The organism is Leucobacter celer subsp. astrifaciens (assembly GCF_001273835.1).
GTDB lineage: Bacteria > Actinomycetota > Actinomycetes > Actinomycetales > Microbacteriaceae > Leucobacter > Leucobacter celer.
In genome coordinates this window covers 271,273-288,040 of record NZ_JHEI01000135.1, presented here as the reverse complement: position 1 = coordinate 288,040, position 16,768 = coordinate 271,273, and the positions used below count along the sequence as shown (strand labels likewise).

Genomic DNA, 16,768 nt, shown 5'->3' with positions numbered 1-16,768 from the left:
ATGAACACCATCGGCAGAACACTCTCGGCGACCGCCCTCGTAGCGGCCGGCGCCCTCGTTCTCACGTCGTGCGCGGGCAGCGGCGAGGACGGCGGAGGAGGTGGCAGCACCACCATGACCGTCGTCTCCTACGGCGGGCCGTACCAGGAGGCGCAATCCGCCGCATTCTTCCAGCCGTTCTCGGAGGAGAGCGGGATCGAGGTCGTCGAGGACAGCCCCACCGACTACGCCCAGCTGCGCAGCATGGTCGAGAGCGGTCGGCCCACCTGGGACCTGGTGCTGGTCGCGAACGACTTCGGCACGACCGCCGACGCCGAGTACCTGGAGCCCATCGACTACAGCGTCGTCGATGCGGACCAGCTGATCGCGGGCGCTGCGCAGGAGTATCGCGTAGCCGCGGACATCGAGGCGACGGTCCTCGCCTACCGTGCGGATGAGTACGACGCCGGGCCCGGCTCCTGGGAGGACCTGTTCGACACGGAGCGATTCCCGGGCAAGCGCATGTTCAACAAGCTCGTCTCGGGCGGTGTGCTCGAAGCGGCGCTCCTCGCCGACGGCGTGGCTCAGGAGGACCTCTTCCCCCTCGACGTCGACCGGGCGCTCGCGAAGCTCGACACGATCAAGGACGACATCGTCTGGTGGGAGACCTCGGCTCAGTCGCAGCAGTTGCTGGCGTCGGGCGAGGCATCGATGGGCCTCGCCTGGGTCGGTCGTGCGGTCGACGCCGGCAAGGAGGCACCGGTCGGCATCAGCTGGGACGCGTGGCTGCAGGTCGACGCCTACTGGGTGATTCCGAAGGGAGCGCCGAACGCGGAGAACGCGCAGCAGGCGCTCGGCTTCCTGCTGCAGGAGGAGCCGCAGCTCGAGTTCGGCCGGCTCTCGGACTACGGTCCGGTGCATGCCGCCGCGGCCGAGAACCCGGAACTGCAAGAGAACGAGAACCGTCCGACCAACCACCTCGACACGCAGATCGCCATCGACGACGAGTGGTGGGGCGAGCACCAGCAGCAGACTGATCGGAAATTCCAGGAATGGTTGCTCAGCTGACGGTGCGGCGGTCCGCGGAAGCGCGGTGGGCGGGCTGGATACTGCTGCTCCCCGCCGCGCTCCTGCTCGCGCTCTTCTTCGTCGTTCCCCTGGGGCTGATGGTCCAGACGAGTCTGCGTGACGGTCTCGGCACGTACCGCGAGATCTTCACCTCGCCGATCTACGGGCTGGTGCTGGGCAACACGCTGCGCACCGCCGTGCTCACCACGCTGTTCTGCCTGCTGCTCGCGTATCCCTACGCGTACGTGCTCACCCGAGTCGGGTCCCGTATGAGGCTCCTCATGCTGGGCATCGTGCTGCTGCCGTTCTGGACGAGTCTGCTCGTGCGTAGCTTCGCCTGGGTCGGGCTGCTGCAGGACTCAGGGATCCTGAACGGAGCGCTCCGCGCGCTCGGGATCATCGACGAACCGCTGCAGCTGATCCGCACCCCGCTGGGGGTGCTCATCGGCATGGTTCACGTGCTGCTGCCGTACATGGTGCTGCCCCTCGTCACCACGATGGGCCAGATCGACCCGTCCGTGCTGCGTGCCGCGGGGAGCCTGGGCGCGGGCCCGTTCCGCCGGTTCTTCCGTGTGTTCCTGCCGCTCAGCCTGCCTGGAGTGCTCTCGGGCAGCGTGCTCGTGCTGGTGCTCTCGCTCGGGTTCTACATCACCCCGGCCCTGCTGGGCGACGCGCGCGACGCGATGATCGGCGAAACCATCGTGCAGGAGGTCACCCGCTACGGGCCCGTGATGGCGAGCGCCCTCGGACTGGTCCTGCTCGTGGGCACACTCGTCTCGCTCGCTCTGCTGCTCGCCCTGCGACGTATCGGTTCCGACAGGAGGATCGTACGATGAGACGCATCCCGCTCCGCTGGCTCTTCCTCGGCGCGTTCGCCGCACTGGTCGGTGTCTATCTGATGCTGCCGACGCTCATCGTCATCCCGATGTCGCTGAACGCGTCCTCGGTGCTCGGGGTCTTCGGCGACGGCTGGACGCTCGCCTGGTTCGAACAGATCATCTCGGATCGGAACTGGGGGAGGACCGCGTTCACCAGCCTGCAGGTCGCGCTCGGCACCGTGGTGCTCGCCACGTCGATCGGCACCGCCGCGGCGCTCGGGCTGCAACGGGTGGCGGCGAGATGGCGCCTCCCGATCACGGCGGTCATCGTGAGCCCGATGATCATTCCTCCGGTCATCATCGGCATCGGCACCTACGTGCTCTACCTGAAGTGGTACCTCGACGGCTCGGTGATCGGTCTGATCCTGGCGCACAGCGTGCTCGCTCTGCCGTTCGTCGTCGTCACGGTCACCGCGACGCTGTCGCAGCTGGACCCGGTCTACGACCGGGCGGCGGCGAGCCTCGGGGCCGGGCCCTGGACGCGGTTCCGCCGGGTCACGGTGCCGCTCATCGCCCCCGGCATGTTCGCGGGCGCGCTGTTCGCGTTCGTCATGAGCTGGGACGAGGTCGTGGTCTCGATCTTCCTGACCGACGCGCAGAGCCGGACGCTGCCGGTCTTCATGTGGACGCAGATCCGCACGCAGCTCACGCCCACTCTCGCAGCGGTCGGCGTATTCCTCACCGTCCTCTCCATCGTCGCGCTCGTCTCGATGCGTCGACTCCAGAAGGGAAACGACTGATGTCGCACAACACGAACGCCCGTTCGGGCGCGCAGGGACCCGCCGGGTCCGCCTACGCGCTCGAGGTGAGCGGCGTATCGAAGCACTACGGATCGCAGACGGCGGTGGACGACGTGTCGTTCGCACTCGAGCCGGGCACGTTCCTCACGATGCTCGGCCCGTCCGGGTCGGGCAAGACCACCACGCTCAGCATGATCGCCGGATTCACGATGCAGGACCGCGGCACCATCACGGTCGCGGGTCGCGACATCTCCGCGATCCCGCCTCACCGGCGCGGTATCGGCGTCGTCTTCCAGAACTACGCGCTGTTCCCGCACCTGACCGTGGAGCAGAACGTCGCCTTCCCGCTCGAGATGCAGGGGATGCGGCGTCGCGAGGCGCTGGCGAAAGCGCGGGAGGCGCTCGAGATGGTCGAGCTGGGCAATCGCGCGACCTACAAGACCCGCGAGCTCTCCGGCGGACAGCAGCAGCGAGTCGCACTCGCTCGGGCCGTCGTCTTCGAACCGCTGCTGCTGCTCATGGACGAGCCGCTCGGCGCGCTCGACAAGCGCCTGCGCACGCAGATGCAGATCGAGATCATGCGGATCAGCCGCAACCTCGGCTCGACCGTGGTGTATGTGACGCACGACCAGGAGGAAGCGCTCGTGATGAGCGACCTGATCGCGGTCTACAACAACGGTGGAATCGAGCAGCTCGGGACGAGCCGCGAGCTCTACGAGACGCCGAGGACGCGCTTCGTGGCCGACTTCATCGGCGAGTCCGTACTGCTGCCGTGCATCGCCGAACCCGATGGCAGCTGCCACGGCGTCGGCTGGCACGGCCGGCTTCCGAGCCGTTCCGAGCTGCGTGACGGTCGTGGTGTGCTCGTGCTGCGGCCCGAGGATCTGACGCTTGTCCGGGACGTCGATCCGGGGCGCGGAGCAGCGTCCGACGTCGCGCACAGCATCGCGGGCGTTGTGACCGATGTGATCTACGTCGGTTCCGCGCTCATCTCCTTCGTGAAGACCGGCGACGGAGTGGAGCTCGAGGTGCGGACGCCCCGGTCCGAGGCGGCGCTGTCGGTGCGCCAGGGCGACCGGGTGCGCGTGCGGTGGCAGGCGGAGCACGCGGTCGTCGTGCCGGACGAGGAGCGCACGGCGCGCGGCGGAGACGGCGAACTCACCACCCGGCAGCTCCTGGCGTCCGGACGGTGACCGGGGCCATGAAGAACGGCGAGATCTCGCACTGGATGCGGTCGCGCGGGCTGTCCGCGGGACAGCCGACCGCTGCGCGCCCCGAGCTCGCGGGGGACATCGACGCCGACGTCTGCATCGTCGGCGCCGGCTACACCGGGCTGTGGACGGCCTACCACCTGCAGCGTCTGGACCCCGCGCTCAGGATCGTGCTCCTCGAGCGCGAGATGGCCGGGTACGGCGCTTCCGGCCGCAACGCGGGCTGGCTCTCGCCGCTCGTCCCCGGCAACCGGCGAGTCTTCTCGCGCACGGCGGGATCGCGGGAGGCGGGGACGCAGCTGCAGCGCCGCATGCTGGAGGCCGTGGACGAGGTGCTCGATATCGTGCGCGCGGAGTCGATCGATGCGGCCGCGATTCGGAGCGGCAATGTGGTCGTCGCCCGCAACCAGGCGGCGATGCAGCGGCTCCGCGATCGGCTCGCGAGCGATCGCAGCTGGGGCTACGACGACGAGGAGGGCATGGAGCTCTCCTCCAGAGAGGTCGCGGAGCGGATCCGCGTGCACGGCGCGGTCGGGGGTCTCTACTATCCGACCGTCGGTCGCGTCGATCCCGGGGGACTCGTGCGCGGACTCGCCGAGCTCGTGGAACGGCGCGGCGCGGTCATCCACGAGCAGAGCCCGGTCACGCGGATCGAATCCGGTGTCGCGCGCACCCCGCGGGGCTCGGTGCGCGCCGGCGCGGTGCTGCGATGCACCGAGGGGTACTCGGCCGAGGTGGCCGACGATCCCCGTCGGATCATCCCGATCAACAGCTCGATCATCATCACGGATCCGCTTCCTCAGAGCGTCTGGGACGAGATCGGATGGGCGGGCAAGGAGCTCTTCAGCGACGCCGCTCACGTCTTCAGCTACTCGCAGCGCACCGATGACGGTCGTATTCTCATCGGCGGTCGGGGCAATCCGTACCGCTTCCGCTCGGGCACCGGGGGAGCCGGCGAGGTCGACCGTGCGACCGTCGACTCGCTCGTGCGCAGGCTGCACGCCATGTTCCCGGTGGTCGAGGGGCACGGGGTCGCGCACGCGTGGTCGGGGGTGCTCGGTGTCACGCGCGACTGGTGCGCGTCGGTGCGCTTCGACGACACGAGCGGGCTCGGCCATGCGCAGGGATACGCCGGCCACGGGGTCACCTCGGCGTATCTTGCCGCCAAGACCCTCGCCGAGCGGATGACCGGGCAGGCGGGCGGAGACGCCTCGCTGCCGTGGTCCGGACGCCAGACGCGCAGCTGGGAGCCCGAGCCGATCCGCTGGATGGGGGTGCACGCCATGTACCGCATGTTCGCCTTCGCCGACTGGTCCGAGGAGCGTGGCAGCGCCACGAAGACCTCGCTGTTCGCGCGCATCGGCTCACGTCTCGCCGGCCTCCACGAGTAGGGTGGAGCTGTTCGGCGGTGAGGCCGCCATCGAGGTCGAGGAGTGGGGCATGGCGACAACGGCGCTCACGGAGGTTCCCGCATCCGGTGAGACGCGCGGGCTGGATCCTGTCGCGGAGGAGCGGCGGCGTACGATCCTGGCCGCCGCTTCCGAGTGCATCGCTCTGCAGGGCTACGACGGGGTGCGGCTCCGCGATGTCAGCAAGCGGGCGGGCGTCTCCGTCGGACTGATCCAGCACTACTTCGAGACGCGCGATGAACTGCTCGCCCAAGCCATCCGGCATCTGAGCGAGGAATTGCTCGCCGGCTTCTCCCAATCCGAGGCGGGACCGCTCGGCGCCTGGGAGCGCATCGAGGCGCTCGTCGACCGGCTGTGCTCGGTGTCGGACCTGCAGGAGCACAGCTTCATGTGGATCGCGTTCGGGTCGGCGGCGGCCGGACACCCCGAGCTGCGACCGCATCTCGAGCGGGTCTACCGCCTGTGGGAAGCGTATGTGAGGCACGCCGTCGAAGCGGGCATCGAGAACGGCGAGCTGTCGCCAGTCGGAGACCTCGACGACACGATCGCCGTCTACCTCGCGTTCTTCGACGGGTACGAGTACGACATGGGCGCGGGGCTCGTACCCGCGGATGTCGAGGATCTCAGGCGCCGCGCGCTCCTGCTCGGCCGCGCTCTCCTCCGACCCGCCGGGTGAGACGCGGCGCTCCGGACGGACCCGCGGCGCGGTCAGGCCGCGGAGCGGATGGCGCGGATCACGTGGAAGCCCTTGTCGCGGGCCGCGCGATCCACGTCCAGCTCGGGGAACTCCGCGCCGATCCAGCGCTGCAGCGAATCGGCCCCGAGGTGCTTCGCCACCACGAGGTGCGCCGCGCCGCCCTCCGCGAGCCGGGGGAGCCACTGCCGCAGGATCCCGTGCAGCGCGTCCTTGCCCACCCGGATCGGGGGGTTCGAACGGATCTCGGCGAAGCGCAGCTCCTGCGGCACCTCGTCGGGGGCGGCGACGCGCACGTTCGCGAGGCCGAGACGCGCCGCGTTCTGGAGCGTAAGCTCCCGCGACCGCTCGTTGACATCGATCGCCCACACCGCCCGCTCGGGCGCGCGCAGTGCCGCGTCGAGCGCGATCGGCCCCCACCCGCAGCCGATATCGAGGATCGGGCCGGATCCCTCGCCCGCGTCATCGAGCGCGCGCAGCAGCACGGCGGTGCCGCGGTCGAGGTGCTCGGGGCTGAACACGCCGCCGGCGGTGGTCACGGTGCGGGGAGCGCCGGCGAGGTCGACCTCGATCTCGCGGGCCCGGTACTCGCCCGCGGGCGTCTCTGAGAAGTAGTGCTGCGTCACCCCTCAAGTATTCCAGGCGGCCGTGTGACTTTCTCAGTCTGGGCTGCGAGCATAGACAGCACGGTCCCATCTCGCGTCCGGCGAGCACCGGGGCGGACCGGGCAACGGCGGCGGCGACGGCGCAGACGACAGGACTGATGACGGAGCTGATGACGCAGACGACAGCACGGGAGGCGGCGGCCGTCGCGGCGATCGCGCGCGGGATCGCCGACGAGGTCGGCAAGGCAGTGGTCGGCAAAGCGGCCGAGGTCGACGCCTCGGTGGCCACGCTGCTCGCGGGCGGGCATCTGCTCATCGAGGACGTGCCCGGTGTGGGTAAGACCACCCTGGCGTCGGCGCTCGCCCGCAGCTTCGGCGCGCACGCTGCGCGCATCCAGTTCACGTCCGACCTGCTGCCGACCGATGTCACCGGCGTCTCGGTGTTCGACCAGGCGACGAAGGAGTTCCGGTTCCACGACGGGCCCATCTTCGCGAACGTCGTCGTCGCCGACGAGGTGAACCGCTCCACGCCCAAGACGCAGTCCGCCCTGCTCGAGGCGATGGGCGAGGCGCGGGTGACGGTCGACGGCACCACGTACCCGCTGCCGAACCCGTTCATGGTGGTCGCCACCCAGAACCCGCAGGACATGGAGGGCACGTTCCCGTTGCCGGAGGCGCAGCGGGACCGCTTCATGACGCGCATCTCGCTGGGGTACCCGTCGCTGGAGGCGGAGGTCTCCCTGCTCGGGCCGCGCTCCGCCGAGGGAGTGCTCGCGGAGGTCGACGCCGTGGTGCCGCTCGGCCAGGTCGTCGCGGCCAGGCGCGCGGTATCCCACGTGCACCTCGCGCCGGAGGTGGCCCACTACCTGGTGTCGATCGTCTCGGCGACGCGCGAGCATCCGGGAATCGCGCACGGGGCGAGCCCGCGGGCCTCGCTGCACCTGGCGCACATGGCCCGGGCCCGGGCGGCGATGTCCGGCAGGGCCTACGCCTCTCCCGATGACGTGGCGGCGATGGCCGGGATCGTGCTCTCGCACCGCATCGTCACCGGCGACATGCACGCCTCCGCGGCCGACGCGCTCGCGACCGCGGAGCAGATCGTCCGCGGTGTGGTCGCTCGCACGCCGGTCCCCGGCTTGCGATGACCGGGCCGCTGCGGTCGCTGCGCGCGATTCCGCTGACCCTCACCCGCCGCGGCCTGGCACTGCTCGGACTCGTCGTCTCGGTCTGCGCGCTCTGGGCCGCGGTGCGGCTGCGGGATCTGCTGGCCCTCGCGGCGCTCGCCGCCGCGGTGCTCCTGGTGGCTCTGGTCCTGGTGCTGCTGACGCGTGCGCGCGTTCGGGCCCGAGCCGAGATCTCGAGCGACGTGCTCACGCCCGCAATGGGAGAGATCGTGACGACGACCGCCTCCGTGCGGCACGCGCTGCCGTTCTCGCAGAGCGCCGCGCTCGTGTGGGAGGGGCCGAGCAGCCGCAGGAGCCTGCCGCTCCTCCTGCCGCGTCGCGGTGAGGCGCGGCAAGCCGTGCACTGGGGTGCCGAACGGCGCGGCCCGCTCCCGCTCGCGGCCGCCGCGCTCATCATCACGGATCCTCTGGGCGTCGCGAGCATCAGGGTCCCGCTCGCCGCCCGCGTGGAGGTGCTCGTGCTGCCGACTCTGCTGCCCGCCGAGCGCCTGCCGTCCGAGCTCACGGGGCGGGGCGGGGCGCGCGGCCCCGGCGGCGGGCGCGCCTCGGACGCGGCGTCCGGATCCGGCCGCGGTGGGAGCAGCGCCGAGGAGGCCGGTGGCGGGCTGCGCGAGTACCGCGCGGGGGACCCTCCGCGGCGCGTCCACTGGAAGCAGAGCGCCAGACAGGACCGTCTGCTGGTCAACGTTCCCGAGCACGGGGCGGGGGAGCACCTCGCGATCGCGCTGATGGTGGAGGCCGGCGCGTATCGAGGATCCGCGGAGGACCGCGAGCGGGCGGACTTCGAGCACGCGGTCTCGCTCGCCGCGACGCTCGTGACGCTGCGCACGGGACTCGGCGGTGCCCGCGGGACGCGCAGCGGGGCTCATGGCGGAGGAGGAGGTCGTACCTCCGTCACGCTGTGCACGGTGCGCGGCGGAGGCGGCGCGCCGGAGGTCGAGCGCTCGGCCTCCTCCGCGGCGGAGGCGCTCCGCACGCTCGCGCGGGTGCAGCTGGTGAGCGATTCCGCGTCCTCCCGACGCGGAAGGGTCGGGAGGAACGGAAAGACCGACCGGAGCAGAGACGTCGACGGCGGAGGACTCGTTCGTGAGCCGCTCCCGGAGGCCGCCTCATCCGCGTTCCGCCCCACCGTGATCGTCACCGGCGCGCTCACCCCTGCAGCGGCGGCGCTCGCATCTCGATCCTCGGCCGGGATCGTCATCGCGGTCTCGCCGGCCGAGGGAGCAGGGGCGCCCGGCGGGATCCTCCCCTCGGGGTGGCGGCTCGTGCGCTCGCCTCGGCCCGAGGGCACGGCGGTGGCACGCGCGGCGGCGGTTCCCGCGGAGGAGAGGCGTCATGGCTGACACTCGTGCCCGGCGATCATGGCGCCCGCTCCTCGGTGCCGCGCTGCTGTGCGCGCTGTGGGTCGTGTGCCTGGTCGCGCTGCGCGAGCTCTTCGTCGGCGACGCCTGGACGTGGCGCGCCCTGGGCTCCGCCGGCGCGGTGGTGCTCGTGGCCGGCGCCGTGCGGACGACGCTGCCCGCGTACCGCACAGCGGCGTGGGCGCTCGGAGTGGTGGCGGGCGCCGGACTGCTCGTCTGGTGGTTGGCGCAGGAGGGACGCCTCGCGGCCTGGCTCCGCGAGCCGCTGCGGCTGATCCAGGAGACGTGGCTCGCGGTCTCCGAGGGGGTGCCGCCGGTCGAGCTGACGGGCCCGCTGCTCGATGTCGTGCTCTCGGTGTGGTTCGTCGGCCTGGCGCTGTCTTCGCTGCTGCTCACGCGCTTCGGCATGTTCTTCGCATCGGGCATCGTACCCGCGCTTCTCATGCTCGCTCCGGTGACCGTCACCTCGCTGCGGGTACCGGCTCCGCAGCTGCTGTGGTCCGGCGCACTGCTGCTCCTGCTGCTCTGGGCGGGTGCCCCGCGGGCGGCGGGCCGATGGCGGGGGATCGCGGCGGCCGGGATGGCGCTCGCGCTCGCCGCCGGATTGATCGCCGCCCTGCCGCCGAGCCAGGATCGCATCTGGAACTCCGCCGCGGTCACCGTATCGCCGGTCTCGTCGAGCGTGCCGGACGTCACCATCGCGCTGGCGCGGGATCTGCAGGAGCGCAGCGAGACCGTCGCCTTCGACTACCGATCGACGGAATCGGACCAACCCGTCAGATTCACGCTGGCGGTGCTCTCCGATTTCGAGCGGGGGACCTGGCTGCCGGAGGACGAACTCGGCGCGGCCGACGACACGGTCGAGACGCCCAGAGGCGCGGGGCCGGACACGGAGAGCGCGGGTGCAGAGCCTACCGGAGCCGCTCCCTCCATCACCGTGCGCACCAAGGGGCTCCTGAGCGCCTGGCTCCCGCTGCCGCAGGGGGTCGAGCGGGTCGAGGCGGTGGGCGGATCCTTCGACCCGTCACGGTGGATCTGGGTCGACGGCACGGCGACCGCACGCTCCGACACCGCGCTGACACGACCGGGCGACGAGTACCGCGCCATCACGGAGACGCGGGCCTTCGGCGAGTTCTGGCAGCCCGAGCAGCTCTCCCCGGAGCAGGAGGAGTCGTTCGATCCGGAGCGCTATCTCGCGCTGCCGGAGGGCGCTCCGGCGGCGATCGCGGAGGCCGCACGAGAGGTCACAGCGCCGTTGGACCTCGGGGCGACCGCGCTGTGGGATCCGGGCCAGGGACCGACCGCGTCAGAGATATCCTCCGGATCATACGTGGAGGTCCACGTGACCGACGGCACCGTCGTATGGACGTCCGAGGAGCCGCGGGGGATGAGCAGCGATGCGCGCCAGGGACTGGGCACCGCCAGCCTGCTCGAGGCCTGGTTCCGATCGGGGGAGTTCGTGTACGACGAGCGTGCGCCATACGAGCCCGGCGCCGATCCGGATGATCCCTACGCCGTGATGGAGGCCTTCCTCGAACAGCGATCCGGGTACTGCGTGCACTTCGCCTCCACCTACGCGGTCATGGCCCGCTCGCTCGGCCTGCCGAGCCGGGTGGCGGTGGGATACGCCTCGCGGCCCGCGAGCAACGCGGGGTGGACGTCGGTGCGGGCCCGCGAACTCCACGCCTGGCCCGAGGTCCACATCGACGGGCTCGGATGGATCGCCTTCGAACCGACCCCGGGCGGTGCGGGGTACCGGGCCGAGACGGGGCAGCCCTACCGGGCGGAAGATGCGCCCACCCCCGACCTGTCGGCACTCGTCGACACGCGGGACCCGTCGGTGCAGACCGACGATCAGCCGGAATCGGCTGAGGAGCCGGAGGAACTCGCGGGCGACGGTGTCGCCGCAGGCGAATCGGGCGACTCGGGCGCCCCCGGGCCGCTCGGCCTCGGGATCCCGCTCGCGGCGCTCGGCCTGATCCTGGGCCTGCTGTGCATCGCTCCCGGCGTGCGTCTGGGGCGCAGGCTGCGCAGGAGGCGCCGCATCGGGCGCGACGAGGACCCCGCAGCGCAGGCCTGGGCCGAACTCGTGGACACCGCGGTCGATCTGGGGCTGTACCTCCCGGCCGAGGGCGCGGCGCGGGCGCGCACGCCCGAGGCCGTCGCCGAGCACCTCGCCGGGCGGGGTCTGCTGAGCGATGGGGCCGCCGCCGCTCGCACCCTGGCCCGCGCCGTCGTGGAGGAGCTCTACTCGGGCGCGGCGGGCGGCGCATCGCCGCGGGATCCCGGATCCCTCGTCGCGGCAGCGGATCTGGCAATCGGCTCCCTCCGATCCCGGGCCGGATGGCGGGCGCGGTTCCGCGCGGCGGTGCTCCCACGATCCGTGATCGGGAGGTGAGGGAGCCGCGCAGGGGCGGTGCCGGGGTGGCGCGGGAGCGCGGGAAACGCGTGCGGATCCCGAGCTCTGCCGTCGGCCTCCGCCTTGCGGCGCGGTGCCGGACCGGGGGTCTGCGCCCAGGGCGAACGGCCGACACGCCCGGCCCTGATCCGCGTACACTGGAGGCCAGATGACGAAACGCTTCACAGACGATTCAGCCCGCACGTTCGATACCGACGAGTCGCGCGACGACGCGCTCGACTCGATCGCGCCCGAGACGACCGCCGAACCCGGCACGCCCGAGGCGAGCGACGACCCGCTCGACCGAGTGCTCTCGCGCACCGCGAGATCGGGATCCGCCACGGTGATCCGCGATCGCGGCGCCGACCTGCTCGGCCGGGGCGCCCAGGCGCTCGGCGACGAGGCCCACGATCAGCTCGCAGAGGATCTTGAACTGATCCGCATGGAGCGCGAGGATCGCGCCTCGCTCAAGCGCGTCGTCGGGCTCTCCACCGAACTCGAGGACGTCACCGAGGTCGAGTACCGTCAGCTGCGTCTCGAGAACGTGGTACTCATCGGGGTCTACACGGGCTCGAACCGCAACAGCGTCGAAGACGCCGAGAACTCCCTGCGCGAGCTCGCCGCGCTCGCCGAGACCGCGGGCGCCCGCGTGCTCGACGGCCTGCTGCAGCGCCGTGCCACCCCCGATCCTGCGACCTATCTCGGAAAGGGCAAGGCCCAGGAGCTCACCGAACTCGTCGCGGCGGTCGGCGCGGACACGGTCATCGCCGACACCGAGCTGGCTCCCTCGCAGCGCCGCGCCCTGGAGGACGTGGTGAAGGTCAAGGTGATCGATCGCACCGCCGTGATCCTCGACATCTTCAGCCAGCACGCGAAGAGCCGCGAGGGCAAGGCCCAGGTCGAGCTCGCGCAGCTCGAGTACCTGCTGCCGCGGCTGCGCGGCTGGGGCGAGTCGATGTCGCGCCAGGCGGGCGGTCAGGTGGGCTCCGCTGGAGCCGGCATGGGATCGCGCGGCCCCGGCGAGACCAAGATGGAGCTGGACCGGCGCAAGATCCACACCCGCATGGCGAAGCTGCGCAAGCAGATCGCGGGCTTCGCACCGGCGCGCGATGCCAAGCGCGCCAACCGCAAGCGCGGCGAGGTGCCCTCGGTCGCCATCGCCGGCTACACAAACGCCGGCAAGTCGAGCCTGCTGAACCGCCTCACGGGCACGCAGGAGCTCGTGCAGAACCAGCTCTTCGCCACGCTCGACACGGCCGTGCGCCACGCGGAGACCGCGGACGGGCGCCGCTTCACCTACGCCGACACCGTCGGCTTCGTGCGCAACCTGCCGCACCAGCTGGTCGAGGCGTTCCGCTCGACCTTCGAGGAGGTGGGCGAGGCCGACGTGATCCTGCACGTGGTCGACGGATCCCACCCCGACCCCGAGGCCCAGCTGCGCACGGTGCGCGACGTGATCGCCGAGGTCGATGCCCAGGGCATCCCGGAGCTGGTGGCGTTCAACAAGGCCGATCTGCTCGACGAGTCGCAGCGCATGGTGCTGCACGGGCTCGCACCCGACGCCGTGTTCGTCTCGGCGCGCACGGGCGAGGGGATCGAGGAGCTGCGGCGGCGGATCGACGCGGCGCTGCCGGTTCCGGATCGCGAGGTCACCGTCGTGGTGCCCTACGACCGCGGCGAGCTGGTGGCCGAGATGCACGAGCGCAACCGGGTGCTGTCGACCGAGTACGTCGAGCACGGTACGCGTGTGCGCGCCTACGTGACGGCGGAGATGCTGGCCAAGCTCGAGCCCTACGTGGAGTAGGGCGGCCTTCGCCGTCCGCTCCGCTGGTTGAGCGAGCGGAGCGAGTCGAAACCGAGGATCCCGGGCCCTCGGTTTCGACTCCGCGCTGCGCGCTCCGCTCAACCAGCGGGGTTCGCCTACGCCCGCAGCTCCTGCGCCAGCGAGCGGAAGTCCTCGATGAGGATCCTCATGTCGTCCTCGGTGTGCGCGAGCGACACCAGCCACTGCTCGTCCAGGCCGGGAGGGGTGAGCACACCGCGGTTCACGCCCCACAGCCACGAGAGTTCGGCGACGCCGAAGTCGGTGGCCTTATAGTCGCGGTAGTTGCGCACCGGTGTGGTGGACCAGGTGACGCAGCCCTTTGCTCCGAGACCGACCGTGTGCGCGGGCAGCTCGTACTCGGCGATGATCGAGTCCATGGTGTCGAGAGTACGGTTGTTCAGATCCTCGAGCCGCTGGCTCGCCTCGGGGGTGATGAGCTTGTCGACGGCGCTCGCTGCGGCCATCACGAGGGCGTTGCCGTTGTAGGTGCCGAAGTGGTCCATGCGGCCGTCCACGACGACGTCCATGATCTCCTGCTTGCCGCCGAACGCGGCGAGCGGCAGGCCGCCGCCGATCGACTTCGCGAGCGTGATGAGGTCGGGCTTGACCCCGAGGCGCTGCGCGGCTCCGCCGTGGCCGGCCGTGAGGCCGGTCTTGACCTCGTCGAAGATGAGCACGACGCCGTACTGATCGCACAGCGCGCGCACGCCCTCGAGGTACCCCTCGTCCGGCAGCACGATGGCGAGGTTCTCGATCACGGGTTCCACCACGAACGCGGCGATCTCATCGCCGTGCTCGCGGAATGCTCGCTCGAGCTGGCCGAGGTCGTTGTAGGCCACCACGTGGACGTCGCCGGTGATGGCGTCGAAGGGAGCGTCGGGGGTCGGATTGTCGGCCGGGCCGATGTCCGCGAGAGCCGGCTTCACCGACACCTGCAGCGCGTCGTAGCCGCCGTGGTATCCGCCCTCGATCTTCGCGATCGCCCGGCGCCGGGTGTAGGCGCGCGCGGTGCGGATCGCGTACATGAGCGACTCGGTGCCCGAGTTGGTGAAGCGCAGCATGTCGAGATCGAAGCGCTTCTTGAATCGCTCGGCCATATCGGTGGCCTGCGGCGAGGGCGTCACGAACAGGGTGCCGGTGTGGTTGAGCGCGTTCGTGACCTCCTCGACCACCAGCGGGTTCAGGTGCCCGACGAGTCCCGCGCCGAAGCCCATGGAGAGATCGAGCAGCTTGTTGCCGCCCACGTCGGTCAGCCAGGCGCCGCGAGCCGTCTCGACGGTGATGGGGTAGGGATCCCAGTACTGGAAGGAGCTGGTCACGCCGAGCGGAAGCGACTCGGCGGCGCGCTTGTTGTGCTCGCCCGAGGCCTGCGACCAGGAGACGAAGCGCTCCCACTCCGACGCGAGCAGCTGCTGCACGCGGCCGGGGTCTACGGGCTTCGACTCGGCGGGGAGTACGCGTCGGGTTCCCGGGGCGTTGGACGGGGTGCGGTCGGTCATGGAATTCTCCTCCTTCGCAGCGGCGGACGCCGTGCGGCGCCGCCTCGCTCAAGGTACCCCGCTGGCGGCCCCCAGAACAAGGGGATTCGGAGAGCTCGCACGTCATTCCGCCGGGGTTCGGCTTGGGGTGGATGCATCCTTCGGGTAGCGTGCTGTGGAGCCGTTTCTCACAGGAGATCCGGGGGGATGACCAGGTATCGAAAGGGAAACGCATGAGCACGTTGCCGAAGACCGAGCTGTTCTCGCGCGGACGCGCACTGGCGATGGGGGTGATCGCCGCGCTGGCGTTGACGGCACTCGGGGTGCTGCCCGGTGCTTCCGCCTGGGCCGAGGAGGACGCGGTTCCCGGTGCCCCGGCGGTCGAGGAGACGGTCGCGCAGGATGTCACCGAGCCCGATCCCGCGGAGCAGGAGCCTGCTGCGGAGGAGAGCGGATCGGCTGAGGCGCCGGGTCTCGACGAGGATCTGAGCGCCCGAGTGCCGGGCGAGGCGCCGTCCGAGGGCGAGGTGCTGACGCAGCAGGCGCCCGCTCCGAGCGCTGCGGCCGCGGTTGCCCGCACGATCAGCGGCAAGGTGACGTTCCCCGCCGGTGCTTCTCTGGCGCAGAAGAAGGCGTTCAGCGTGTATGCCAACGAACCGGGGAAGGAGGGGAAGCTCTACCAGCATGGAGTCGCAGGGTTCACCTACAACCCCAACGGCTCGGGCACCCTCGACTGGGCCATCTCGAACCTCAAAGCGACCAAGTACTACATCTGGGTCGATCTGAGGGACGCGAACGGGTACTACAGCGCCCCGTTCGCCCTCGGGCTCAAAGCCTGGACCAATGCACCGGGCGGCGACAACGCCGCCATCGACCTCTCGGGCGGCAACGCGACGGCGCAGATCCTCGACGCGAACATCGGCAGCATCTCCGTCGGGATGGTCTCGCCCTACACCAACGCCGGCAACTACAAGCTCATGCTCGTCGACGCGGCGGGCAGCGCGAAGAACATCACGAACTCCGTGTATTCGGGCGACAGCAGCTCGTCGTACCCGCTGCGCAACCACGACTTCAACGCGAAGCCGGGCAATTACACGCTGCGCGCCGATCTGCCCAACGGCCTCAAGATCTACTACGACGGCACGCCCTTCGGCACGCAGAAGGCCTCCGCCGCGAAGACCATCACGGTCGAGCTCATGAAGCGGATCAGGCTCGGCAACTTCGATCTGCGCGAGTTCACCGACGTGCCGAAGAGCCACAAGTTCTACACCGACATCAACTGGTTGGCGCAGAAGGGCATCACGACCGGAGTCAACCAGCCGAACGGCACGCTGAAGTTCCTGCCGAAGGGCGAGGTGTCGCGCGAGGCGATGGTGGCGTTCCTGTACCGCATCGAGTCGCCGAAGAACTACAAGGCCCCGGCGAAGAGCCCCTTCACCGACGTGAAGCCCGGCCACAAGTTCTACACGCAGATCATGTGGGCCTATGAGAACAAGGTGACGACCGGCATCAAGCAGCCCGGCGGCAAGCTGAAGTTCGCGCCGGGCGACCGCATCACCCGCGAGGCGATGGCAGCCTTCATGTACCGGCAGTACAAGGATCAGCTGCCGAAGACGAGCGGATCGCGCTCCTTCACCGACGTGCCGAACAACCACAAGTTCGCGAAGGAGGTCAAGTGGATGGCCGCGAACGGCATCACGACCGGCGTGAAGCAGACGGGCGGCAAGGTGGCGTTCCAGCCGAAGGCGACCACGACGCGTGAGGCGACCGCCGCGTTCCTGCACCGTGCGGAGACGAAGTAGCGGCTGCGGCGATGCAGCGGCCGGCCGGCGGCCGGTGATCCATCGATCCGCGCGGCGGGGCCCGAACCGGGGCCGCGCCGCGCGGATCGCGGCGTATCGGGCGTAATACTTCGTCATTCATACGGCGCAACATGCG

General features: G+C 70.6%; 13 protein-coding genes. 11 read left to right on the top strand and 2 right to left on the bottom strand.

Annotation, left to right across the window (positions count from 1 at the left end; all coding sequences use genetic code 11):
- From AMS65_RS07830 to AMS65_RS07805, 6 genes are read left to right on the top strand one after another with little or no spacing between them, the layout of a single operon-like run.
- Positions 1-1,047: an ABC transporter substrate-binding protein gene (locus AMS65_RS07830; RefSeq protein WP_053383585.1), complete on the top strand. Its 1,047-nt coding sequence runs from the start codon at positions 1-3 to the stop codon at positions 1,045-1,047.
- The gene (locus AMS65_RS07825; protein ID WP_083451557.1) at positions 1,032-1,883 is read left to right on the top strand and encodes an ABC transporter permease; all 852 of its coding nucleotides are present in this window, start codon (positions 1,032-1,034) and stop codon (positions 1,881-1,883) included. The genes AMS65_RS07830 and AMS65_RS07825 overlap by 16 nt, the downstream gene beginning before the upstream one ends.
- Positions 1,880-2,665, top strand: coding sequence for an ABC transporter permease (locus AMS65_RS07820; protein WP_053383583.1), 786 nt, complete (start codon positions 1,880-1,882; stop codon positions 2,663-2,665). Before AMS65_RS07825 ends, AMS65_RS07820 begins: the two co-directional genes overlap by 4 nt.
- Positions 2,665-3,858 carry an ABC transporter ATP-binding protein gene (locus AMS65_RS07815; protein WP_053383582.1) on the top strand — a complete coding sequence of 398 codons (1,194 nt, stop codon included), beginning with the start codon at positions 2,665-2,667 and terminating at the stop codon, positions 3,856-3,858. The genes AMS65_RS07820 and AMS65_RS07815 overlap by 1 nt, the downstream gene beginning before the upstream one ends.
- On the top strand, positions 3,855-5,267 hold the full coding sequence (locus AMS65_RS07810; protein WP_241489377.1) for an NAD(P)/FAD-dependent oxidoreductase: 1,413 nt from the start codon (positions 3,855-3,857) through the stop codon (positions 5,265-5,267). The genes AMS65_RS07815 and AMS65_RS07810 overlap by 4 nt, the downstream gene beginning before the upstream one ends.
- Before the next feature lies 1 nt (position 5,268).
- The gene (locus tag AMS65_RS07805; RefSeq protein ID WP_053383581.1) at positions 5,269-5,961 is read left to right on the top strand and encodes a TetR/AcrR family transcriptional regulator; all 693 of its coding nucleotides are present in this window, start codon (positions 5,269-5,271) and stop codon (positions 5,959-5,961) included.
- A gap of 32 nt (positions 5,962-5,993) precedes the next feature.
- On the opposite strand, the gene AMS65_RS07800 is transcribed toward AMS65_RS07805, so the two are convergent.
- Positions 5,994-6,605: a class I SAM-dependent methyltransferase gene (locus tag AMS65_RS07800; RefSeq protein ID WP_053383580.1), complete on the bottom strand. Its 612-nt coding sequence runs from the start codon at positions 6,603-6,605 to the stop codon at positions 5,994-5,996.
- Between the two features lie 149 nt (positions 6,606-6,754).
- Here AMS65_RS07800 and AMS65_RS07795 point away from each other — a divergent pair, with 149 nt between their 5' ends.
- The 4 genes from AMS65_RS07795 to hflX all read left to right on the top strand — a co-directional run bounded on the left by AMS65_RS07795 (position 6,755) and on the right by hflX (position 13,331).
- Positions 6,755-7,729: an AAA family ATPase gene (locus tag AMS65_RS07795; protein WP_053383678.1), complete on the top strand. Its 975-nt coding sequence runs from the start codon at positions 6,755-6,757 to the stop codon at positions 7,727-7,729.
- Positions 7,726-9,111, top strand: coding sequence for a DUF58 domain-containing protein (locus tag AMS65_RS07790; RefSeq protein ID WP_053383579.1), 1,386 nt, complete (start codon positions 7,726-7,728; stop codon positions 9,109-9,111). Before AMS65_RS07795 ends, AMS65_RS07790 begins: the two co-directional genes overlap by 4 nt.
- The gene (locus AMS65_RS07785; protein WP_053383578.1) at positions 9,104-11,527 is read left to right on the top strand and encodes a transglutaminase-like domain-containing protein; all 2,424 of its coding nucleotides are present in this window, start codon (positions 9,104-9,106) and stop codon (positions 11,525-11,527) included. The genes AMS65_RS07790 and AMS65_RS07785 overlap by 8 nt, the downstream gene beginning before the upstream one ends.
- 169 nt (positions 11,528-11,696) lie before the next feature.
- Complete coding sequence (gene hflX / locus AMS65_RS07780; protein ID WP_157502141.1) at positions 11,697-13,331, top strand: GTPase HflX; 1,635 nt, start codon at positions 11,697-11,699, stop codon at positions 13,329-13,331.
- A 116-nt stretch (positions 13,332-13,447) separates the two neighbouring features.
- Here the strand turns inward: hflX and AMS65_RS07775 are convergent, their stop codons facing one another.
- Complete coding sequence (locus AMS65_RS07775; RefSeq protein WP_053383577.1) at positions 13,448-14,851, bottom strand: aspartate aminotransferase family protein; 1,404 nt, start codon at positions 14,849-14,851, stop codon at positions 13,448-13,450.
- Between the two features lie 212 nt (positions 14,852-15,063).
- On the opposite strand from AMS65_RS07775, the gene AMS65_RS07770 reads away from it, so the two are divergent.
- A complete protein-coding gene (locus tag AMS65_RS07770; RefSeq protein WP_053383576.1) occupies positions 15,064-16,632 on the top strand; it encodes an S-layer homology domain-containing protein in 1,569 nt (522 codons plus the stop codon).
- Positions 16,633-16,768 lie beyond the last annotated feature (136 nt).

Excerpts from the sequence above, each read along its gene's own strand:
- AMS65_RS07790 (WP_053383579.1), top strand. The coding sequence starts at position 7,726 with ATGACCGGGCCGCTGCGGTCGCTGCGCGCGATTCCGCTGACCCTCACC.
- AMS65_RS07785 (WP_053383578.1), top strand. The coding sequence starts at position 9,104 with ATGGCTGACACTCGTGCCCGGCGATCATGGCGCCCGCTCCTCGGTGCC.
- hflX (WP_157502141.1), top strand. The coding sequence starts at position 11,697 with ATGACGAAACGCTTCACAGACGATTCAGCCCGCACGTTCGATACCGAC.
- AMS65_RS07795 (WP_053383678.1), top strand. The coding sequence starts at position 6,755 with ATGACGCAGACGACAGCACGGGAGGCGGCGGCCGTCGCGGCGATCGCG.
- AMS65_RS07815 (WP_053383582.1), top strand. The coding sequence starts at position 2,665 with ATGTCGCACAACACGAACGCCCGTTCGGGCGCGCAGGGACCCGCCGGG.
- AMS65_RS07770 (WP_053383576.1), top strand. The coding sequence starts at position 15,064 with ATGAGCACGTTGCCGAAGACCGAGCTGTTCTCGCGCGGACGCGCACTG.
- AMS65_RS07825 (WP_083451557.1), top strand. The coding sequence starts at position 1,032 with ATGGTTGCTCAGCTGACGGTGCGGCGGTCCGCGGAAGCGCGGTGGGCG.
- AMS65_RS07820 (WP_053383583.1), top strand. The coding sequence starts at position 1,880 with ATGAGACGCATCCCGCTCCGCTGGCTCTTCCTCGGCGCGTTCGCCGCA.
- AMS65_RS07775 (WP_053383577.1), bottom strand. The coding sequence starts at position 14,851 with ATGACCGACCGCACCCCGTCCAACGCCCCGGGAACCCGACGCGTACTC.
- AMS65_RS07830 (WP_053383585.1), top strand. The coding sequence starts at position 1 with ATGAACACCATCGGCAGAACACTCTCGGCGACCGCCCTCGTAGCGGCC.